Source organism: Mucilaginibacter sp. (assembly GCF_025362475.1).
Classification (GTDB): Bacteria; Bacteroidota; Bacteroidia; order Sphingobacteriales; family Sphingobacteriaceae; genus Mucilaginibacter.
Map to the genome: position 1 here is coordinate 1 of NZ_JANYGH010000040.1, position 22955 is coordinate 22955.

At 40.3% G+C, this 22955-nt stretch carries 20 protein-coding genes and 1 tRNA gene; 6 read left to right on the top strand and 15 right to left on the bottom strand.

The window, feature by feature from the left end; all coding sequences use genetic code 11:
• Positions 1–209: 209 nt before the first annotated feature.
• A tRNA-Ile gene (locus tag Q0R88_RS13650) sits at positions 210–283 on the bottom strand.
• 65 nt (positions 284–348) lie between these two features.
• Here Q0R88_RS13650 and Q0R88_RS13655 point away from each other — a divergent pair.
• Positions 349–978, top strand: coding sequence for an HAD family phosphatase (locus tag Q0R88_RS13655; protein WP_295716920.1), 630 nt, complete (start codon positions 349–351; stop codon positions 976–978).
• Positions 979–1042: 64 nt separating this feature from the next.
• On the opposite strand, the gene Q0R88_RS13660 is transcribed toward Q0R88_RS13655, so the two are convergent.
• The 9 genes from Q0R88_RS13660 to Q0R88_RS13700 form a co-directional block, all read right to left on the bottom strand.
• On the bottom strand, positions 1043–1999 hold the full coding sequence (locus Q0R88_RS13660) for a bifunctional helix-turn-helix transcriptional regulator/GNAT family N-acetyltransferase (protein WP_295716921.1): 957 nt from the start codon (positions 1997–1999) through the stop codon (positions 1043–1045).
• Between the two features lie 260 nt (positions 2000–2259).
• Positions 2260–3330, bottom strand: coding sequence for a membrane dipeptidase (locus Q0R88_RS13665; protein ID WP_295716923.1), 1071 nt, complete (start codon positions 3328–3330; stop codon positions 2260–2262).
• A 9-nt stretch (positions 3331–3339) separates the two neighbouring features.
• Positions 3340–4458, bottom strand: a complete 1119-nt coding sequence (locus Q0R88_RS13670; protein ID WP_295716927.1) for a D-TA family PLP-dependent enzyme — start codon at positions 4456–4458, stop codon at positions 3340–3342.
• A gap of 2 nt (positions 4459–4460) precedes the next feature.
• Positions 4461–4925 carry a RidA family protein gene (locus Q0R88_RS13675; RefSeq protein WP_295716929.1) on the bottom strand — a complete coding sequence of 155 codons (465 nt, stop codon included), beginning with the start codon at positions 4923–4925 and terminating at the stop codon, positions 4461–4463.
• Between the two features lie 99 nt (positions 4926–5024).
• Positions 5025–6134, bottom strand: a complete 1110-nt coding sequence (locus Q0R88_RS13680; protein WP_295716931.1) for a hypothetical protein — start codon at positions 6132–6134, stop codon at positions 5025–5027.
• Positions 6135–6220: 86 nt separating this feature from the next.
• Complete coding sequence (locus tag Q0R88_RS13685; protein ID WP_295716933.1) at positions 6221–7039, bottom strand: hypothetical protein; 819 nt, start codon at positions 7037–7039, stop codon at positions 6221–6223.
• A 25-nt stretch (positions 7040–7064) separates the two neighbouring features.
• Positions 7065–8618 (bottom strand): phosphatase PAP2 family protein, encoded by a 1554-nt coding sequence (locus Q0R88_RS13690; protein ID WP_295716936.1) that lies wholly within the window; start codon positions 8616–8618, stop codon positions 7065–7067.
• 25 nt (positions 8619–8643) lie between these two features.
• On the bottom strand, positions 8644–9576 hold the full coding sequence (locus tag Q0R88_RS13695) for a hypothetical protein (protein WP_295716938.1): 933 nt from the start codon (positions 9574–9576) through the stop codon (positions 8644–8646).
• Positions 9577–9823: 247 nt separating this feature from the next.
• Positions 9824–10375, bottom strand: coding sequence for a hypothetical protein (locus tag Q0R88_RS13700; protein ID WP_295716940.1), 552 nt, complete (start codon positions 10373–10375; stop codon positions 9824–9826).
• A 167-nt stretch (positions 10376–10542) separates the two neighbouring features.
• Between Q0R88_RS13700 and Q0R88_RS13705 the strand changes: the two genes are divergently transcribed.
• The 4 genes from Q0R88_RS13705 (at position 10543) to Q0R88_RS13720 (ending at position 13875) form a co-directional block, all read left to right on the top strand.
• A complete protein-coding gene (locus tag Q0R88_RS13705) occupies positions 10543–11103 on the top strand; it encodes a YeeE/YedE thiosulfate transporter family protein (RefSeq protein ID WP_295716944.1) in 561 nt (186 codons plus the stop codon).
• A gap of 1 nt (position 11104) precedes the next feature.
• Positions 11105–11515: a DUF6691 family protein gene (locus Q0R88_RS13710; RefSeq protein ID WP_295716946.1), complete on the top strand. Its 411-nt coding sequence runs from the start codon at positions 11105–11107 to the stop codon at positions 11513–11515.
• A gap of 100 nt (positions 11516–11615) precedes the next feature.
• On the top strand, positions 11616–12212 hold the full coding sequence (locus Q0R88_RS13715) for a TlpA disulfide reductase family protein (protein ID WP_295716948.1): 597 nt from the start codon (positions 11616–11618) through the stop codon (positions 12210–12212).
• 112 nt (positions 12213–12324) lie between these two features.
• Positions 12325–13875: an alpha-L-arabinofuranosidase C-terminal domain-containing protein gene (locus Q0R88_RS13720; RefSeq protein ID WP_295716950.1), complete on the top strand. Its 1551-nt coding sequence runs from the start codon at positions 12325–12327 to the stop codon at positions 13873–13875.
• 88 nt (positions 13876–13963) lie between these two features.
• On the opposite strand, the gene Q0R88_RS13725 is transcribed toward Q0R88_RS13720, so the two are convergent.
• The 4 genes from Q0R88_RS13725 to Q0R88_RS13740 all read right to left on the bottom strand — a co-directional run bounded on the left by Q0R88_RS13725 (position 13964) and on the right by Q0R88_RS13740 (position 18512).
• Positions 13964–15526: an ADP-ribosylglycohydrolase family protein gene (locus Q0R88_RS13725; RefSeq protein ID WP_295716951.1), complete on the bottom strand. Its 1563-nt coding sequence runs from the start codon at positions 15524–15526 to the stop codon at positions 13964–13966.
• 196 nt (positions 15527–15722) lie between these two features.
• Positions 15723–17165 carry an NAD(P)/FAD-dependent oxidoreductase gene (locus Q0R88_RS13730; RefSeq protein ID WP_295716953.1) on the bottom strand — a complete coding sequence of 481 codons (1443 nt, stop codon included), beginning with the start codon at positions 17163–17165 and terminating at the stop codon, positions 15723–15725.
• Between the two features lie 65 nt (positions 17166–17230).
• Positions 17231–17848: a carbonic anhydrase gene (locus Q0R88_RS13735; protein WP_295716954.1), complete on the bottom strand. Its 618-nt coding sequence runs from the start codon at positions 17846–17848 to the stop codon at positions 17231–17233.
• Between the two features lie 22 nt (positions 17849–17870).
• Positions 17871–18512 (bottom strand): redoxin domain-containing protein, encoded by a 642-nt coding sequence (locus tag Q0R88_RS13740; protein ID WP_295716955.1) that lies wholly within the window; start codon positions 18510–18512, stop codon positions 17871–17873.
• A 416-nt stretch (positions 18513–18928) separates the two neighbouring features.
• On the opposite strand from Q0R88_RS13740, the gene Q0R88_RS13745 reads away from it, so the two are divergent.
• Positions 18929–20587: a L,D-transpeptidase family protein gene (locus Q0R88_RS13745; protein ID WP_295716958.1), complete on the top strand. Its 1659-nt coding sequence runs from the start codon at positions 18929–18931 to the stop codon at positions 20585–20587.
• Between the two features lie 79 nt (positions 20588–20666).
• On the opposite strand, the gene Q0R88_RS13750 is transcribed toward Q0R88_RS13745, so the two are convergent.
• Positions 20667–22940: a GH92 family glycosyl hydrolase gene (locus Q0R88_RS13750; RefSeq protein WP_295716961.1), complete on the bottom strand. Its 2274-nt coding sequence runs from the start codon at positions 22938–22940 to the stop codon at positions 20667–20669.
• Positions 22941–22955: the final 15 nt, after the last annotated feature.

Consider the following 22955-nt stretch of genomic DNA (forward strand, 5'->3'; position numbering starts at 1 on the left):
TTAGGCCACGTAAAAAACGTCATGACGGAATAGTGACGGTTTTACGTGAAGTTCAACAAATAATTATGCAAGTCCTGACGTTGTGAAGTTTTTACGGTGTCAGCGCCGTGGAATAAATCCGACTCAAAGATATTAAAAAAAGGCCGTTTCCGTTACAGAAACGGCCTTTTTATCGGAAAAATCAACAAGCCCATGGCTGTTAATTTAAGTGCGCCCACCTGGGCTCGAACCAGGGACCAAAAGATTATGAGTCTTCTACTCTAACCAACTGAGCTATAGGCGCGGTTATTTATATTTATTTAACGGGTGCAATTTTACATATTTGCAGTCAAATTACAAAGTCATTTTATGCAAAATATTAAAAATATCATCTTCGACTACGGTAACGTCATCTTCAATATCGATTTCCTGAAGGCTCAACAGGCGTGGAACCAGTTGGGTATCAATAATGCAGCTGATTTTTTTGGTCATAAACAGCAAGATCAAATTTTTGATAAATTTGATAGAGGTGAGGTCTCTGCGGAGGAGTTTAGAGACTATATTCGGCTAAAATCGGGTAATCCAAAGCTCACAGATGAGCAAATAAACGCGGCGTGGAACAGTATGTTGCTCGGACTTGAGCCAGGAAACCATGAATTGTTGCTAAATTTAAAAGGCAGGTACCGTACTTTCCTCCTTAGTAATATTAATGCCATCCATTACGATCATATTATGAACTACCTGAAAACTGATTTTGATTTTGATGGTAATGATCACCTATTTGAGAAAACTTATTACTCTCACCTAACAGGTAAGCGTAAGCCAGAGTCAAGGATATTTGAATTGGTGCTTAATGAAAACAACCTTGAACCCGCTGAAACTTTGTTTATAGATGATAGCCCTCAGCATTTAGCCGGTGCAGAAAAATTGGGGATACAAACCTTTTTGATGACCAAACCTGATACTATACAGCAGTTTTTTAAAAGAGCGCAGTTATAAATTAAATTTGAGTCCATCCAAAATCTTTTATCTTGTTTTTTTCCTGGGCCGTATTCAAATTGAATTATTGTTTAATTAATAATTCCATTTGAATATTACTCCGTTCGTATGGCGAATTACGGCTTGCAACTTTATTAAAACCCAGTTTGTGGTACAGGCTAATTGCTGGTTTTAGTATAGTATTGCTTTCAAGGTAGATTTTTTTTGCACCCAATAATCTGGCTTTTTCAATGATCCCTTTACCCAATAAGAAACCAATATTTTTCCCCTGTGCTAAAGGCGATACCGCCATTTTTCCCATTTCGTATTCATAGTCCGGATCATTCATTTTAATTAAGGCGCATACGCCTACAGGTACATCATTGTACAAAGCAACCAATATACAGCCACCTTTATCTAATATATAGCCTTGTGGGTCATCTAATGCCCTGTAGTCGGCTTCCTCCATTTTGAACCACCTGGAGATCCATTCTTCATTTAAATCCTTAAATACCTGCTTATATTGCGGATCATAAGCGATGATCTTTACATTAAGGCTCTCCCGTTCTTTCTTTTGCTCACGAACCCTGGTAAGCAAGGATTGCTGATCTAACAAAAACTCCCACTCTTCTATTGCTTTCCAAAGATCGTTACGGGTTTGTGTCGTGAGTTGTTCAATTGCCCGGTTGATATCGATATATTGATCTTTAATTTTTTCACTAATGGTGTTCCCTTTGGCAGACAAGCTAACCATATTCAATCTTCCATCTTTTTTATCCTTTTGTTCGGTAACCAACCCTTGCTTAACCATTTCCCTGATGATTTTGCTTACAGAAGGATGCGAATGCCCAATTTCCTTTGAAATGTTTGTAATGGTTTTTGCTTCTCCCGCCGATAAAACATAAAAAACAGGAAACCACTTAGGTTGCATATCAATATCATACATTTTATAAATGCTTGCGGCATCTTCGGTAATTTTCTCGGTAAGCATTCTTAACCGGCTACCTATGGCCATCTTGCCGGTTCTGTTAAAAAATTCCATATATAAATCTAATTACGTAACTGATTACGCAAATATATCAGAAATTAGATTTATCCAAAGGCAATCGGTATAAAATGACAAAAAAACAATGATTTTAAGAGGGCGAAAGTTGCATATAAACCTCTTTTATAGAACAATTAAGGGTGCAGAGAGCCATATACATTGATGATCAACATATAGTATAATGTCAAATATCGCCCACGCAATATCAGCATTGATTTACAATACATTAACTTATTTTAAAGAGATATTAAAAATCCCTATGCCCAGGCTTTCCTCAAAAACCTCAACCAGTTACCATGCATCATGTTCTCGATATCCAGATCGGTATAACCTCGCTTTTTTAACAGATCAGGTACCTTTTGCAGATCGGCGATGGTTTCCAGGTCGTACGGACACTGTTCGCGACCGAAAGCGCCGTCAAGATCGGTGCCCATACCTACATGCAGGGCGTTTCCGGCTATCTGGCATATATGATCGATATGATCAATCATAACCTCAAGGTTACAGTTCATTCCTTTTGGTGTAGATACTCCCCTCACCCATCCCGGCACCATCATCCAGGCATCAAGGGCCGCACCTATTACCGCTCCGCGATCAATCAGGGCCTTTATCATTTCATCGCTGTACTGGCGGTTATGGTTTACCAATGCACGACAATTGTTATGACTCGCCCATACGTGGCCGTTAAAATGGTCCAATGCCTCCCAAAAACTATCATCGCATAAATGAGTAGCATCCAAAATAATATTCAAGCGCTCCATCTCTCTTAAAAGCTCGTGCCCTTTCGGCCCCATATAGCCAGTAGCATCAGTGCCTTGCGCATACCTGCCGGGGCCATAATGAGCCGGCCCAACAGCACGCAAACCATAATTATAGGCTCGCTCCAGGTGTTGAACGGTAATAATAGAATCTGCCCCCTCTAAACTTAAAATATACCCTATCGCTTTATTTTCTGTGGGTTGGCCATCATTCCAATACGATAAATGTTTTTCTAATGATGTCAGGTTATTCACTTGCACCATTTCGCCAGCATCTTCCATGGCTTTATACCATGCTACCTGTCCTTGTGTTTGTGCCCAGGCTTGCTCTGGCGAGTGCCAACCCGGCAGCGGATTGCCCGGTGCTACATAACGCCCTATTTGTGTGGCTACTACCAAACCGATGTTGCCTTTACGCAACTCTGGCAAAGTAATCACGGCTTTGGCTCTATCGGGTTTATCGGTCAGGCCTTCTTCACGCCGGTTAAGTTCGGCTAGTGGCCGGGTAAGGTCACGATTCCACTCCAGCGCATTCATGCTGAGATCTAAATGAGCATCAACTACAAACATATTTTTTTATCAGATGGTAATCTTACGGTCGCGGGCTAAGTTTAGCCACTCACCCGTAAGTGTTTTATTTTCAATTGTATAAACACGTTCATATAAAGCCACTGTTGGGCAAACATGATGCGGAATGCCATAAAGCACATCCCCTATTTTATAGTGATGATCTTTACCGGCATCAACTACCAAATGCTCTTCACTTTGGCCGGTTGGTATCAATTCCGGGGCGTTTAAAAAGTATATGCGTTTTCTTAATTCGTTCTCGGCAGATACGGATTTATGCCCTACATCCAAACAAAGCTTAGTTTCATCCGGCAGGGAAACTACTCTTGTAGCAATTAGCACTGCTGGCAAAAATGGCTGTTCGGGTATCCCTATTTCGTATCCCCTATCCCAATATACAAAAGTTCCGGGGCTGCATTCTACAAAATCTCTTTTGGCATGAATGGTAAATGTAGGCGAACCACCGGCAACAATAATAGGTTCCGGATAGCCCTTGGTTTTAATATCCCGTTGTAGTTTTAAAACCGGTTCAAACGCCGCATCACAACGTTTTTTTCTTTCATTGATATCAACATCATGAATATGACCGTCATAAGCATGCAAACCAACCGGATTTACTCCTGGCAAAACACTGCAATCTATATATAATTGCAAGGCTTCTAACCCGGCGGCAATCCCTGTACGGTTCATCCCAACATTCAAATCCAGGTAAACATTGATCGTGAGGTTATATTGTTTAGCTACCTCAGAAATTTCATTGGCAGCTACAACACTATCAACCAGGCAGGAAAATTGAGTTTGCGGATAAGTGTTGATCAATTTAATGAACCTATAAAGTTTAGGTCCTACCGGTTGGTAAGCAAGCAATACATCGGGAGCGCCGCACATTGCTAATAATTCGGCCTCGGCAATGGTAGCGCATTTAAACTTTTTGATTCCGGCCTTCAGCAATAATTGGGTAACTTCTTTGTTTTTATAGGTTTTTACATGTGGTCGCAAACGCTTAACATCGTCTATCATTGTTTTAAGCAGATCGATATTGGCCTGTACCCGGGCCGGATATACTACAAGGGCAGGTGTATCCAGCTTGTCTATATCTTCTATTTTGAACCAATCTTGTTGATCAGCCATGGCTACACTAATTCAAACAGGGCCTCTATTTCAACCGGAATATTATCGGGTAATGATCCCATACCTACTGCGCTGCGCACACCAATTCCGTTTTCTTCGCCCCAAATTTTAGCAAAAAGTTCACTTGCTCCGTTGATAATGAAGGGGTGTTTTTCAAAATCGGATGTACAGTTAACCATACCCAATACTTTTATCACCCTTTTAACCTTATCAAAACTTCCGATATTAGCTTTTATAGTAGCCAGCATAGCCAAGCCAACCTGCCGTGCAGCCAACTTACCATCTTCCATATTAATGGTATCACCAATTCTGCCAATAATAAGGGTGCCATCATCCTGTACCGTTCCGTGACCAGATAGGTAAAGGTATTTACCATCAACTAAACAAGGCTTGTAAACACCAAGTGGTTTTGGCGCCGGCGGCAGGTTTAAACCCAATGCCGCAAAGTTTTCTTCGGGAGTGTTCATAGCGTAAAACTATTGTTTTTTTAATAAATACGGTACCATAAAAAGCAAAAAAGCCGGGGATCTCACTCCCGGCCTCTCCTTAAATCATAAAACCAATCTCTATTTAAATCTGTATGTAACTCCAATATTGATGGCGTAATCGGCAAATGCCGCATCGCCCTGTGTATATGTTCCTGTTAGTTGTGTTGAAATTTTATCCGGAACACTTTGAGTACGATCACGTTTTAAAGCAACCGGTACAAAAGCATAAATTGAAAGCGATTTTAAGCGATAAGTAACACCTGGCTCAGCAGATATAATGTAACCTGGCCTTCTGAAGCCATTGCTACCACCTACAAGATCCTTTACTGGCAAACATTCGTAACGTACACCGGCAGAAAAATCAAATTTACCTACACCATAGCTCGCACCACCTCTCAACATTACCTGGTCTGGTACGCTCATGATATCGCTGCCATTGGCAACAGCTTTAGCACTTGGAGCACTGCCACGTGCCGATGAAACACCATTTTGTTCTCTTGGACTAATAAGGTAATAGAAACCACCATATACTCCAAACTTATGGGTGAAGTTATAATAGGCATTAATTTCGGTAGTTATACCGGTACCACCATCTCCCAATTGTATAGATTGATCAACCGGACCAAGTACTTTGGTATCGGCTGTACCTCCCTGGTGGTAAAAATAATCCTGGTAGTTATAGGTGCCGGTAGCCAGCTTTAAACCCAATCCTACCTGTATATTTCCTTTGCGGGCTTTTGCCGGGTTCAATAGCCAGGCATAAGCTGTTAAACGGATATCGCCTAAGCCAAAAGAATGTGTGCTTAAACGCTCTTTATTACCATGTTCATATAAAGATGACCGGCTGTTATCAACAATAGGCACATCAACCGCAAATGACCAACGGTTGTCAAAAATACGGGTAAGCGTTAAATCCTGAGTATATGAATGGTTAATCACGTTTGTACCTAAAGCAATACGTTGCTTTTGTTCCTGGGTACCAACAAAGTGTTTGTATGATTTGAAATATCTGCTGTTGCTATTGAACAACCAGCTTCCATTGCCTGTATTAGAACTATCCGGGTGTTCATCCATGGTACATAAGCCACCTGTGCTTCTGATTGCCACACAACCTTGGGCCTGTACATTGATGTAATTAAAAAGGATAAGAAAAGCGATACCACAGATAGATTTTAGAATAAATTTCATAGTTTTTTTAGGTGTTTATAAATGATAGAATGATAAAACCGGTCATTTTAACCCAGTTTCGACCTGACTTGATACAGGATTTTATGTTAATTAATGATGTTTAAATTAGATGTATTTTTAAAAGGCCATGCAATGGAGCCCGAAGGGGCTTTTTTAACTGCGAACCACAATGATAATAATACACCGTAGCTGCCGCCACGTTCTATCCATTCAAATATTTCATATTTAGGATAAAAAAGTTCGCTCGCTATTTTCCAGGCAATTAATACCAAAAGTATATTAGCAAAGGGACGAATGAGTACCGAAAAGGCAGCCACAATTTCAAATAGGCCTACTATATATGCTGTTTTACCGGGATCATTAAACCCTAAGGAATGATATTGATTGATAAGCCCGGCTTTCTGGATAAGATTTAGCCACCCATGGCCAAGCAGTAGCAGGAAAGCGAATACCCTTAAGCAATTAATTACTGCTTTTAAGGTAGATGCATCCAAATTTACATGATCATCCATACGGGTAAACCATTTTTTCAAAGGCATTTTAAAGCCTCCCTGTAATAGCAGCAGCACAAACGGAGCACCAAAATTACCCGCACGTTCAATTAACTCGGCAAATGGCTCACCCGATAATGGGCGCATTGATGCTGTTATAAATCCCCATATTACCAGCCATCCCGCTACAACACGCAAGGGATAAACCAAAAGAGATAAGCCTAACAGTATATCAATTACCCCTACATATGGCATCAGCGTATATGACATGTCATGACCAATGCCTACTACCGCAAAGTAATTACACCATATTTGTTTGGTTATGATCCCAAATGCACCATGCCCAATAAAACACATGGCACAGGCAAAGCGTAGTGTATAATATATTTTTTGATCGGCGGTTAAACGTTGCATTTTTTAGCTTACTTGATAGTACTTATTAAAGTCCGGCTCCGTCTGCTTTCCCCCTGTTAACTGCATATTGCCCTACCTTGTTACCGGTTACCAAGCCAACTTCACAATCACTGCGGAAGTGGATACCACCATACAACCTTGACATAGCAGCATCATTCGCCAGATCAGTAAACTTACTTCCCCTATCAGGTAATAAATAGGTAAGCACGGTTGCAGCTGCACCGCTAAAGTTTGAGTGGCCTGACGTATAAGCTGGAAAATTGGGTACGCCTGTCAGGGTTTTTACCAAAGGATCAACTTGTGATGGGCGTTGATTAAAGTAAAAATATTTGGTATCCCAGCAAACAATTGCAGCATCCATTTCGGCCATATTTAATAATGCAAAATTACGGGCCCAGCGTACTTCGCTATAATTTTGTTTTACAAACTCATCTGCAGCTATGGCATCCCAATGACCTGCCGGGGTGTAAGTTCCAATACCATCGGCCCAAAAAGCAACCTGCTCTTCATGCTGGCGGCTGTGGTTTTTGCTCATTGATAATACCTCGTCAACTTCTTTCTTATACTCAACTGAATTGGATAAATAAGGCGCAGCCGGACGAAGAGCAACCACTGTTAAAGTATCAAACAAAAAAGGAAGAACTTTTGAAAACAAAGGTAACATTGGCGGCCGTTTAGGCGTTTCTAAACTCTCCCAGAATTTCCCTTTTTCAAATGCCGTTGTTTGAAGTTTTGCCCATACTGTAGCATCACCAATAGCCTTACCGGCACGATCACCACGGGCACGGGCTGCAAATAAGGCAGCAACTTGCTTACCCAATGATTCTCCTGCTGTAATTTCACCACGAGTGTTGGCGCCCGCCATTATACGATATAATTTTTCTTCCTGAGCTTTCTCGTTAATGAAGGCTAACTCTGTTGGGAATAAAAGCTTCATCATCTCAACTGTAGTGCCGGCAACAACAGCATCTTCACTTGGATACGATGGCAAATCAGAAACAGGTACCAGGGCACGTACAGTTGCATCGTTTTTGTATGGTGCAGTACGTTTATAAGTATTTTTAAAATGCCAGGCCGCTACTAAGGCATCATATTGAGCAGCACTCACATAGGCATAAGCACGTGCGGCATATGGAGGATTCGAGAATGGAAACTCCGGATAATTAAACGGATTGGCCGAGCTTGGTGCTGGGTAAGTACCATCAATATTTTGATACGGCGCAACGTTATGCTTAGCCACCAGTTGGCGCATAATCTCATTCCACCTTAATACGGCACCTGCGCTCCAATATTTTATAGAGGCTTTCTGGTCATCAGTTAAATTCCTTTGCATCGCCTTAATCTCGTTGATATCGGCAAGGTAAGCGGGTGATGTCACTGCATCAGGCGCAGATATGGTAAGAACGCTAAAGTCCTTAACTAATACCGGTTTCCAGGTATCTGCATCAAGGTCGAGCTTTGCAGGTGTTAATGCAGGGTACAATGCTGTACGGTCAACTATATCTTTTTTACACGATGAGCTAAAAATGGCTACACCTAAAAAAACTGTTGGAATTATATGAAGTAAAGATCTTTTCATCAGATTATTATTAAGTATTATGAAATTATTTAGCTTTCCTGGTGTTGAATACGTAATAAACACCACCATAAATGGTTCTTGCCTGGCCCACATTTCTGCCTTTTAATACGTAGTTGCCACCAGCAGTCAACTCCAATCCGGCTATCTTTTGAAAACTATATTTTAATATAACACCGGCAAGTGTGGAGTTCATCTTATTACTTGGAAAAGGCATATCATTTTTCCTGATATCAAAACCACCTAACGTTGTAACCTTTGTAAGTACAGCCTCCGCGTTAAATTGCAAGCTCCTAAAACCAGCGCTTACTAAAAAATTAGAAACATCAGGCATTTTCACTTCGTTGGTATAATGCATCTCGGTAGTATAATAAGAGTTCCTATCGATATTGATATTGCCCCTGCGGATGTATTGTGCCGCACCGGCTACAAAGAACTGATTAACCTGGTAATTGAGTAAACCGCGTAAAGCAATATTCTTGCTATGCAAACCAATAGATAAAGGCAAAAAATCGGCCTCATAATTAGTTGCCGGTATTGATCCGGATAATATAGCGTGAAAACTAAGTAATCCTTTGCCTATCTCCTGTTTAACAGCCAGCCATTTTACATAGGCGCTTACATCCTGTAAATTGCGCTCACCTCTCAGTGTGCCGGCACTTGCATTTGTGGTTACATAAGGAAGTGCAATTGATACGTTAATTTTGTTTGTAAGACCATAAACAAAGCCCAGCATATATGAATTTGAACTTACGGTACCCAGGTTTGGGGCATCACGTTTAAAAGTACCTTCCCAATAGTGGTCCCACTGACTGTGCGTATAAACGCCAGCGGCACAAACATAGTTTTTAGGTATCATTAGGGCATCAGCATCTGTCTGCGCCTGCGCATAATCTGAAAAAGTAAGGCAACATGCCACAACAATACAGCATCTGTAAAAATACAGCAATGAATGTTTCATTCGATTTAAGTAAGTAAGGGAAATAAGTAAATTAATAAACAGGCCGAAAGAAAATTATTAATAGCATTCAATAAGGCTATCAAATATTTGCTCAGCATTAAAATTGAGAAGCATATAGTAATAATTAAGTAGTGGGCCAACACCTCTTATTGCAAATGATGGCGCAACAATGAGTATTGGTCAATAATTAAATCAAACTGCGCTTCTTTTTAAAGAACAATTCAACATCATAAACTATAAGCTATAATTAGCAGGTAAAGTTAGGCGGTTTGCCGGGAGACTCGATGTAGGGAGAATTAAGGTGGTAGATTATAGGGCTGCTATTAGTCTTCAGCAGTATGGAAAATGAAGAAAACTGGTAATTAATTACCGTAAAACTATAGTCGTTACCTAAATTTACTTTTTTCAGGGAAGAATCATGCCCTTTTTTACTCAATGGAACATCATTTATTTCTTTGGCTATGACCAGGTTGGCAGAAACGAGCCTGGTTTTAACACTATTGGCAATACAGATGAATGACATTGTATCGGGCGCCATTTTATACCTTAAATAGTTATAATAAACACCTTTTAATTGCAGCTGCCCATTTATGCGAATGTAGTCTTTCCATTTGTGTATCCCTGGCAAATGTACCGGGATCTTGATCTCGACAAGCTTGGTAGCGTCTATCTTATTTTCGTAGATCTCTTTTACTATCTGCACTTCAGACTGATGAATGAAATATTGAAATACTAAATTGTACCCGCCCAAATTGAACAGATGTACATTTAATAATAGTATCGCAATAATCCTTTTCACTTCTCAGAATGTGTTATTATGTTTTATAATTAATGGTAAATATATTGTTACAACGCTATTAAAGCAAATAAAAAGTAAAATTACAGAAACTCACGTTATACACATGGGTTGAAAAGTATATTTGCACATACAATAAATATATATGCTACAGCAGTCATTTAAATAATATGAGTCTATTAACACAACCATGGCCCTGGTATATCGCTGGCCCCCTTATAGGCATTGTAGTTCCGGCGCTTTTGCTTATGGGTAATAAAGCATTCGGCATATCATCTTCACTCAGGCATATTTGCGCAGCCTGCCTGCCATCCAACATCTCCTTTTTTAAATACGATTGGAAAAAAGAAAGCTGGAACTTGTTTTTTGCAGCAGGTATTATTTTAGGTGGATTAATTGCCGCTCAATACTTATCCGGTAACCAGGCAGTTGATATTAACCCCAAAACTATAGCACTTCTTAAACAACAAGGTGTGCAGGATTTTAGCGGTTTATTACCCGGGGATATTTTTAGCTTTAGGCAACTGCTCACTTTACGTGGTTTTATTTTTATAGTTGTAGGTGGCTTTATGGTAGGCTTTGGTACCAGATATGCAAGTGGGTGTACTTCTGGCCATGCTATTATGGGGATATCAAACCTGCAATGGCCATCTATGATAGCAACATGCTGCTTTATGATAGGCGGCTTTGTAATGACCTGGTTTATTTTACCCTACCTTATACAGCTTTAACATGAAGAATATAAAATACCTGTTCATTGGTTTACTTTTTGGGATAGTGCTTGTAAAATCGCAGGTAATCTCCTGGTTCAGGATCCAGGAAATGTTTAGGTTGCAGTCTTTTCATATGTACGGTATCATTGGCAGCGCCATTGTTGTTGGCATGTTATCTATTTTAATCATCAAACGGTTCGGTATTAAAATCCTATCCGGTGAAGAGGTTGTCATTCAACCAAAAAACTTCAACTGGGGTAATGTGTATGGCGGTTTAATATTTGGGTTGGGTTGGGCCATTACAGGTGCCTGCCCGGGTCCCTTATTTGCGCAAATTGGAAGTGGCTTTTTAGTTACTGCTGTAACCCTGCTTAGCGCCATTGCAGGTACATGGGTATATGGCTTGCTTAGGGATAAATTGCCTCATTAAATTTGCCAAGCAAGAAAAGCAATTCATTAATTATGGCTTAAAGCAATACGTCAGGTTTGTTTATTGAATCTCCCCTCTTTTATACCAAAAACTATCGCGCATGATAAAAAGCAAACATTTCTCTAAATCAAACATCATATTTACTGTACTTATGGTGTTGGCTTTAGTTACTTTAGTAAATCCCACGGCTAAAAGCTTTTTTATACGTGGATTAATGTCCGTCGGCTTTTTTCAGCCAGATCCTGAAGGGTATTTACGTCACCATAAAGTTATCGCCACTTTACCCGATTATCGCTACAGAGATACAAGCGGCCATATAATAGCTTTATCCGATTTAAAACATAAAGTAGTATTTGTAAATTACTGGGCAACCTGGTGCCCTCCCTGCCTTGCCGAAATGCCATCCATTAACAAATTGCATGAAAAATTTAAAAACAATCCTAAAATAATTTTCATCATGGTTGATGTAGATAATGATCCGGCCAAAGCCACAGCCTTCCTGCGTAAACACAACTACAACTTGCCTGTATATACAACACTAAATCAACTGCCCGATACTTTGTTAGATGGCACCATACCTACCACGCTGGTATTTGATAAGACTGGAGTTTTAAAATATAACCATTCCGGAGCAAGTGATTACAGCAGTGATAGCTTTAAAACTTTTTTGAACAAAGAGGCGAATAAAAATTTTTAGCTAAACATTAAGGGTGCATCTTGATTTGAAAATCTTTTATCTAATTTTTTTTATTGTTATTTTCACACTTATTAATAATTTTTCTTTTCTTTACGGTATAAACCTGTTTTCAATGAAAAGAAATTTGCTCTCCTCACTTGGCATTGCCGCGCTGTGTTTAATTTCGACAGCCGGATACAGCCAAACCGGCACCCTCAGTATCAGCAATGATTCAAAGACAACCATTAGCAAGCACATTTACGGGCAATTTGCCGAGCATTTGGGCCATGGTATTTATGGTGGTTTTTGGGTTGATAAAACCCTGCCTGTTAAAAAGCAGAACCGTATCCGCCTGGACGTGGTTGAGGCCTTAAAAAAGATTAAAATCCCTAACCTGCGCTGGCCTGGTGGCTGCTTTGCAGATGAGTATCACTGGCGCGACGGCGTTGGCCCTTCAGCCCTTCGTCCGCGTATGGTAAATACCAACTGGGGCGGTGTTACCGAAGATAACAGCTTCGGCACACATGAATTTCTGGAGCTTTGCGATTTACTAAAATGCGAGCCATATGTTGCCGGCAATGTTGGCAGTGGCACTGTTGAAGAGATGTCGAAATGGATAGAATACTTAAATTCCAACAGTACCAGTACAGTTGTACAAATGCGGGCCAAAAATGGCCACCCTGCACCTTATAAAGTAACACTTTGGGGTGTTGGTAATGAAAGCTGGGGTTGCGGTGGTAATATGACACCTGAATATTATGCAGATCTGTTTAAACGCTATGCCGCGTTTGCCAAGGATTATCCGGGCGCAAAGCTTAAGAAAATAGCCAGCGGACCAAATTCTGATGATTATAACTGGACAGAAGTTTGTATGAAGAACATACCAAATTGGATGATGTCTGGCTTATCTATGCATTATTATACTATCCCAACGGGTAACTGGGGTAAAAAAGGATCGGCAACCCAATTTAGCGAAAAAGAATACTTTGGCACGATGGTTAACTGCCTTAAAATGGAAGAACTGGTTACCAAACACTCGGCAATTATGGATAAGTATGACCCTGAAAAGAAAGTAGCTTTGGTAGTTGACGAATGGGGAGTTTGGACCGACCCTGAACCAGGCACCAACCCTGGCTTTTTATATCAGCAAAACAGCCTTCGTGACGCGCTGATTGCCGGCACAACACTTAATATATTTAATAACCACAGCGATCGTGTTAGAATGGCTGCTTTAGCACAAACCGTTAACGTGCTGCAATCCCTTATTTTAACTGATAAGGAAAAAATGGTACTAACCCCAACCTACCATATTTTTGATATGTACAAGGTTCACCAGGATGCCAAATACCTTCCGATTAAATTGAACGTACCTAATTATGAGGTGGATGGTAAAAAGATAGAGGCAGTAAATGCTTCAGCTTCTCAGGATGCTGTCGGCAAAGTGCATATCTCGTTGGTTAACCTGGATATCCATAACGCGATAACTATTACTACGGACTTGAAAGATGTGAAATGGAATACAGTTAGCGGCCAGGTATTAACTTCGGCTAATATCACTGATATCAACACATTTAGCGAGCCAAATAAACTGCACCTTGCAGGCTTTACCGGCGCTAAAAAAGATGGTGACAAACTGGTTGTAACATTACCTGCAAAATCAGTAGTAACGCTGGAGTTGAATTAATATCTAAAGGGTTGCTTTGCATATATTAAACTGACAGTCGGTTTAATATATGCAAAGCCAAAGCCCGGAGCAACGATTATTTAAAAAATCACTTCGAGCCTTTTACTTCCTGCACATTTACTGCCATACCATTTATCGGTTTATCCGAATAAATAATCGCCTCCCCCGGATTAAGCCTGTTCATATACTCACTGGATGGGTTTTTAATCTTTAATTGAACTACATGTTTTCCTTTAGCAAGATCATATTTCCAACATAATTCATTTCTTCGGATAGTGAAATTTACAGGCAGATCCGGCGATTCAATTAATTGTCCATCTATATAAAGCCCGGTATGAAAAACAAAGTTACTACGATCATTATACCCGGTTGTTTCACCTTTAAGCACAAACCCTGTCCCTTCAAATTCAAAACTTAGCATATCCCTGCTTTCCGACCATTTAACGGCAATCTTTCCAGCAGGATAAATTCCGGCAAAACTTTTCTCAAATTTCACCGGCTTTGGATGTTGTAATTTCACGTTAATTATATCCCCCTTAATATTGCCTCCATTTTTTTGGATATTTTTCAACGCCTGGTTGAAGCCTATCCTATAAACATCGTTAAGGCTCATGGTGGTGTATTTAAATTTAATATCTTCAATATCCTTTAACCCCATTTTCCAGTAAGCCGGGATTTTATCATATCCCAATATAGTACCTAAAATGCCTCCTGCAGAAGATGGGTTGCAATCAGCATCCTGCCCGCAGCGGGTTGCAATTTCAAGGGTTTTGGTAAAATCTTTTCCGCCATATAATAAGCCCATTACAACATAAGCAGAATTTACTTTTGAATCTATATCAAACGGAGCAAACACACCATCCGGACAACCGATATCATTGGCATATTTCTTTTGTACTTCCAACCAGGTTTGTTTCCAGTCGGCCGGATATAATTTATGCCATTTTACTACATCACTAATGCATTGATAAAATTCACTTTGCCTGGGTATGGTTATTAATGCCTGGTTCACTATATAGTTAATATCAGATGATGTAAATGCAAGGGTATACATCGCCCCAATAAATACCCCACCGTACCAACCATCGCCGTAATTCATAATATGGCCCACCTTATCACTTATTGCCGAGGCAGTATTTGGCATTCCCGGGCTCATCAAACCAGCAAAATCTGCTTCTATCTGATAGTCAATACAATCGGCATGCGGGTTGTTTTTCCATTCGCCGCTCATTGGAGCCTTAATACCGTGCAAAATATTGTAACGCCCACTCTGATTAGCATGCCAAAGATCATAACCGGCATGCGCGAAAGCGTTTGCAAATGAATCAACCGGTGCGTCCAGCCCATGTTTTTCAAACACATCAACAAACGTCAAATCCATATAAAGATCATCATATAAGCCAGGGTTATTAATCATGTTTTGCTTTAAATATCCCGCATTCCACCTTAATGGCTGATAATCTCCAATAAAAGTTCCATTGTACCTAAATTCATATGGCCCGCCGAAAGTAACCCCAATGGTTTGCCCGGCCCATCCACCCATTATTTTATTTTTTAGCTTTTCCTTAGTTATCGAAATTGTCGGTGATTGCCCTCTTACGGTAGTAGCCACAAGAAATAGAAGCAAAAGGCCAGGCAGATATCTTTTCATTACGTTACAGGTTTTAATAGAATTCGGTTTTGATTGGAATTAAGCAAAGAGGGAACAAAAAGCAAGGCGATTATATTTACTTGATAACCAATAAATATATTGACACAGGCTTGCTCCCCAGTGATAAAACTATTGAATTTTTCACTAATCAGCGCAACAACAATTAGAAATGTAAAAGAAATAAAAACAGACAGGGTTATTTTACTTTTATGCCAAAAATATCGCTCAAAGCCTTTTTACCGGCATGATACCCACACATGCCATGTACACCACCGCCGGGAGGGGTTGATGATGAGCAAATATAAAGCCCTTTAGCAGATGTTTTATAAGGAGAGGCACGCAGCACAGGCCTGGTAAATAGCTGACCAATATCTATCACTCCACCGTTAATATCACCACCAATATAGTTGGGATTATATTGCTCTAACTGCGCGGTATTGAATGTATGCTTTGCTAAAATGGTATCCCTGAAACCAGGCGCAAACCGTTCCACCTGCCGTTCAATAATACTGGTCATATCCTTATCCGATCCGTTTGGTACATGACAATAAGCCCAGGCTGTATGTTTTCCCTCGGGAGCGCGGGATTTATCAAATATGCTTTGCTGAGCCAACAGTACGTAAGGCTTATCGGGATGCCCTCCCTGCCATATCAACTGTTCGCCATCGGCCATTTCGTTGAATGTATTACCAATATGTACCGTTCCGGCTTGTTTTACGCTTTCTGCTTTAAATGGAATTGGGGCATCCAGCGCCCAATCAACCTTAAATACACCGGCCCCGTAACGATAGCGTTCCAATTGCCATTTATACAGAGATGAAAATTTGTGACCAGCTATTTTCAGTAACTGCCTTGGTGTAATATCAAACAGTATTGCATGGGCAGAAGGTAATTTATTTAATGAATGAACGTAGAAGTTAGTTTCGATCTTTCCGCCAATGCTAATAAAATACGATGCCAGGGCATTGGCAATTTGCTGAGAGCCCCCTTTAGGTATAGGCCATCCCTTTAAATGCCCCTGGGCCATCAATACAAGTGCAATTGCCGACGTAGCTATGTTGCTGAGCGGCTGAATAGCATGGGCTGCCATTCCACCGAATAAACCTTTGCCCTCTTTGGTTTTAAATACTTTTGATAACAAGGTTGCCGGGGTAAGTGCGGGCAAACCAAACTGGGCCATTAATAAAGGATGTTTTGGAAAATGAAGCGGCCCCAGTACATCGGCGGCAATTAAAGGCCAGTTTTTAACCACCGAACTCATAAGATTCAGATACGCTTGTTCATCACTCCCAAGCAGCTTTGCTGTTTCGCTAACCGATTTTAACAAAACAGCAGCCGTTCCATCATCAAAGGGATGAGCGGCTGCTATTTTGGGGGAAATATATTCAAGCCCATGCTGCACAAGCGGCAATGTTTCAAAAAACGGCGATCCTATTGCAAGCGGATGAATAGCTGAGCAAATATCATGTTTAAAGCCAGGTAAGGTAAGCTCTGCAGTACGAAGGCCCCCTCCTATTTCATTTTTACCTTCAAGTAATAATACCGATAATCCGTTTTGCTGCAATAAAATCGCCGCGGCCAAACCATTTGGCCCTGATCCTACTATTATCGCATCGTAATCGCGCTTTTCAAGCTTCATCTATAATGTACAGAGGTTTTTGTGCCTCTAAGGTATCCAAATTAACAGTTTTGTGCTGATATAGTTTAACTTAAAACCTCCCCGGCATGGCTGGCTTCAGGCACCTCGATCAGTTTGCCCGATCTTACATCGTATACATAACCATAAATTGGAATATTGCCTGCAACCAGGGGATGATTCCTGATGCGTTCAACATCTTCGACAACGCTGGCTTCCAGATTTTTAAAAGTAAGGAACGCTACATGATTTGCCTCATCAGAGCCGCCGCTTTCATCTGTATTACGCCAGCCATTCTCATCAATAGTTGCCGTAGCTAAACTTGTAGATAACAGATTACGGATGATATCATCGGTAAACAACCCCATACCGCAGTCGGTATGATGAATTACAAACCACTCTTTAGTACCCAATAATTTATGCGAAATAACCAGTGAGCGAATAGCATCGTCACTTGCACGGCCCCCGGCATTGCGGATAACATGCGCATCGCCTTCGGCAAGACCCGCGTATTTTGCCGGATCCAGCCTGGCATCCATACAGGTTAAAATAGCAAACTGACGCTTAGGTGGTATGGTAAGCTCACCTTTATCGCCAAAGTGTTTTACATATTCACTATTAGCCAAAAGCACCTGTTGATGTACTTTGGTCTTCACTTTCTGAAGTTCATCTATCGTGATTGACATAGTTTTAGTTTTTTAATAAATATCAGGCAGATCTTCTGCTGTTAGCTATTAATGAGGATTCATAAACTGAAGAAATAATTTCTTCGCCAGAAAATGTTCCCAAAAAATCCTGGTCGATATGATTATAAATAACCTGTTTATTGTTATCAATAATATAAGTAGCCAGTAAGGGTACATTAACATCAATGCCAGAGAACCTGTTCCAAACGGGATCATTATCTGAATAGATCCTGAATATTTGGGCAATGTTTTTTTCTTCGTCGTGATAAAAATTCAGGGTTAAGCTGTTTTCCCAGGCTTTTTTCCCCAGTTCATCATTACGTTCATCGCTAATGATCAACAAATTGCCACCGTTGGCCTTTATTTCCTGTTGAATATTATTCAGTTTTTTTAACAGTTCAAAACCTTGCTGCCCCCAGTGGCGCGAATAAAAGGCAATTACCAATGGCTTATTTAATAACTGCCTTAATGAAATAGGTCCGTGAGTTTGCGCGCCGTTAAAAAACGACTGCCAACGACTGTAATCATTAAGAAATTTCAGATCGGGGATGTAATTACCTGCTTTTACCGGTTTTAAAGATTGATATGGTTTAAACGGGATATCATTATCAGGAACAATTTCCGAAAGATCAAAAAATGGGTATTTATTATTAGTAATTAACATTTGTAATGAAATAATGGGTATATAAATTATTTTTTGTTGGGGGTTCGTAATCAATATATCACGTTCAACAACGGCATAACCCATAAATTACCTGGCTGTAATGTAATACACAATCTATCGGTGTATTGATTTGAGTAAGCAGGTAAGTATTCATAAAATAATATATTAAATAATCAGGTCAGTAAACTTTTTAAATGGTGAGGAGTTTTGCAGGAGGAGAATTCAGCAACAACACATACAACTCATGGCTTTAAGATCATTATATCTTAAAAAACTATTTGTACTGTATTTTTGCACTTTATTTGGCATGACTTTGAGTTAATGAGACAAATATACTGCAATGTCTATAAACTTAGTATACATTTATATAAATATTTTATTATTTTTTAGTTCCCTATCTTACAAATAAAAAAACGATGCTAAAGAAAGCTCATAATTATTATCCAATATATCTTATCCTATTCATTTTCAATACATTTAGTTGCAAGCAGATTATTAAGCAGTATGAACAAACAAAAGCCGATACTATAAAAAAGAAAATTGTTAAAGAATGGAATAAGACGATTCCGGGTAACTTCAGTGATCAGACCAAAGCTGTTTTTGATAGTACAGAGATCATTAAATTCCTTAAAAAATATCCCGCCTTTGGGCCTTATGCTCATGACATACGTGTGTTTTACAGCAAGCGCAAGTTTGCCTATGCCTGGTATGTGAACGGACAGCTGATTGAGCAAGCAGGAAACTTATCAGACAGGTTGACAAACCTGCAAAGTGAAGGTATCTATAAAGCTACCCCCTATCCAAAATCATTAGATTCATTGGTATTTGAGGCTCATCCCAAAGATCAAAGTGCGAAACCCAATATTTCTTCAGAACTAATGCTAACCGCCCAATACTTTGTTTTTTCAAAACTAGTGTTCCAGGGAATGAGCGATGCCACAAGTAAGGCTGTAAACTGGTACCTGCCCCGCAAAAAAGTATCCTATGATAATTATCTTGATACCTTGCTAAAACAACCGGACAAAGGTGGCAATACCCTATCTGAGCCCGTTTACAGGCAATATGACTTATTGAAATCCTTTCTTGGCAAATACAGTGTTTTAGATGCCAAAGAAAAATGGCCTGCTATACCTTCGGCTAAGGGTTTAAAACCCGGTGACATCTCTTCAGTTATCCCTCAAATTAAAACCCGCCTTTATAAACTGGAGGATTTTAAAGGCGATACGCTAAGTAATGTATTTGATGATGAAATACAAGAAGCCATTAAGCGGTTCCAATCGAGGCATGGCTTAACTGATGATGGCTTGCCGGGCCCCGGAACTATCGCCGAAATGAATGTTTCTCTGAAAACCCGTATCCGCCAGATTATTGTTAATATGGAACGTTGCCGCTGGCTGCCGGTGAGTTTAAATACCGATTACCTGGCCGTAAACATTCCCGAATTTAAATTACATGTGTACCATGCTGATAGTTTGCTTTGGAGCTGTAAAGTAGTAGTTGGCCAAAAAGTTCACCAAACCGTTATTTTTTATGGCCAAATGCAGTACGTTGTATTCAGCCCGTACTGGAACCTTCCCGAGAGCATTATCCGCAACGAGGTATTACCGGCTATGCGTAAAAACCCTAATTATATAAATGAACATAATATGATCATTACCGGGCAGCTAAATGGCCTGCCTGTGATTAAACAAAAACCCGGACCGGCAAATTCATTGGGCCTGGTAAAATTCCTGTTCCCCAATAGTTATAGTATTTATTTGCATGATACCCCCTCCAAATCATTATTTGGTGAATCATCCCGGGCTTTTAGCCATGGTTGTATCCGCGTAGGTGAACCTGCAAAACTCGCATCTTTTTTATTGAAAAACGACACTACCTGGACAGCTGAAAATATAAGCAAGGCCATGAATTCAGGTATAGAAAAGCAAGTAACCCTAAAACAAAAGGTACCGGTATTTATAGCTTATTTTACGGCATTTACCGACAGGAGCAATAAACTTAATTTCCGTAAGGATATTTACAACAGGGATGAGCAACTGGCCTCTATGATTATTTCGGGGAGTGGAAAATATTAAGAAAAAATCATCCTGGCACTAATAAGAAAAGCCATGCCGAAACAAATCGACATGGCTTTTCCTATTTTTTCGGCAGTTTTTATTTCAACACAGATACCGCTTTATTGGCGTCACCAACACCCCAAACAGTACCTGGTTTATCACCCATAGTGATCTCCAGTTCCCCGCCCTTCATTAAATCTGTATGCGCGAAATAAGTTTTGGTATAGTTTGTACCATTTAACTTCATGGCGTTGATGTATATGTTTTTAGGACCATTGTTTTTGATTATGATATGGAACGTTTTATTGCCCTTTAATTTAAGTGTTGCCTCATTGATAACAGGGCTCCCGAAAACATATAGTCCGTTTGCAGGATTAACCGGGTAAAAACCAAGGGCCGACAAAACATACCAGGCCGACATCTGCCCAACATCTTCATTGCCTATGATACCATCAGTTTTATCGGTATAAAAATCATCCAGTATATAACGCACCTTTTCGGCTGTTTTCCATGGCTGACCAGAGTAGGCATAATAATACGTCATAGGATGGCCAGGCTCATTACCGTGCGCATATTGACCAATTAAACCAGACACATCAGGTGATTTGAATTTGCCCATATCGCCCTGAGCTATAAACAACGAATCCAGTTTGATATTAAACTTAGCTTCGCCACCTAACATATTAATCATCCCCTCCACATCCTGCGGCACTAAAAAGGTATATTCCCAGCCATTGCCTTCGGTAAAGTCGCCGGTTTCATGGATAGAAATAAAGGGGCTATAAGGCGTACGCCATGCCGTTTCTGATAAACGGCCACGCATAAAACCGGCTTTAGGATCGTAATAGTTTTTATAGTACTGACCGCGTTTGCTGAAGTACTCATAATCGGCGGTTTTGCCTAATTTTTTTGCCACCTGTGCAAGGGACCAATCATCAATAGCATACTCCAATCCCATCGAAACAGATTCGGCAGTACTATCAGCGGGTATGTAACCTAATTTCTTAACAAACTTAATACCGCGTGCATCCTGCATCGCCGTAGTCTTCATAGCTTCATAAGCCAAATTTGCATCAAAACCTTTATAGCCTTTCAGTAATGCATCGGCAACAACTGGTACAGCACTGTATCCAACCATACAATTAGTTTCGTTGGCCATTAAATGCCAAACAGGTAAACTACCCTGCTGCTGGTAAATAGCCAGCATAGAATTAATCATATCGTTGGTATGCTCCGGGTGGATGATAGTTGATAGCGGGTTGTTTGACCGGTAGGTATCCCAAAGTGAAAACGTAGTCACGTTATTAAAGCCTACATTTTTGTGTACTTTTTTATCCGTTCCCCAATACTCGCCATTCACATCATTAAAAACAGATGGAGCTACCATAGAATGATAAAAAGCCGTATAGAATTTTTTTAACTGTGAAAGTGAATCCGCTTTTATAGTGATCTTTTTAAGTTGGGTGTTCCATGCCTCATCTGCCTGGGCTACAACTTTATTAAAATCCCATCCCGGTATTTCCGCTTTAATATTCAGCATCGCGTTTTCTGAACTTACAGGAGAGATACCAACTTTGGCGTAAACTACTTCGCCTTTTGTGGTGGCAAAACTGATAACGCCTTTTACCTTTGCCCCTTTTACCTCTGTACCCGCCCTGGCGGTACTATCGTAAACAGCAAAGGTTTTTATTGGTTTCGAGAAAACAGCGGTAAAGTAAATACGCTGATCATTTGCCCAGCCTTTTGAAAAGCGGTAACCAACAACGGTATTTTTATCCAACTGTTTGATATAGGTTTCTTTTGCCTTATCCCAACCTATACCTTCCTGCAGGTCAATAACAATATGCGCGTCTTTTGATGCCGGGAAGGTGTATTTGTGCATCCCCACTCTTGTGCTGGCTGTAAGTTCAACACCAATATCATACCGCTTAAGTTTCACTTTATAATAGCCTGGCTTTACTACCTCGTCCTTGTGGCTAAACAGCGATACATAACCGCTTTGCATGCTTTTAAGCCCGCCTTTGTAAGTTTTTACGGGACCAGTTGTTGGCATAAAGGAAATATCACCCAGGTCGCCAATGCCGGTACCGCTGAGGTGGGTATGCTGAAAACCGATGATGGTAGAATCTGAAATATGGTAGCCAGAGCACCAGTCCCAACCTTCGGATAAATTGGTTGGGCCCAACTGTACCGCGCCAAAAGGCACATTTGCGCCAACAAAAACATGCCCGTGAAAGCCTGTACCTATGTAAGGGTCAACATATTTTGTAAGACTGGCATTTTTTGTAGCCACGGTCTTTTTATGCGATTGGCTAAATGAATTTAAAGCTAAAAGTGCCAGCATTCCGGCTAAACAGATCTGTTTTTTCATTTTAATTATAGATGA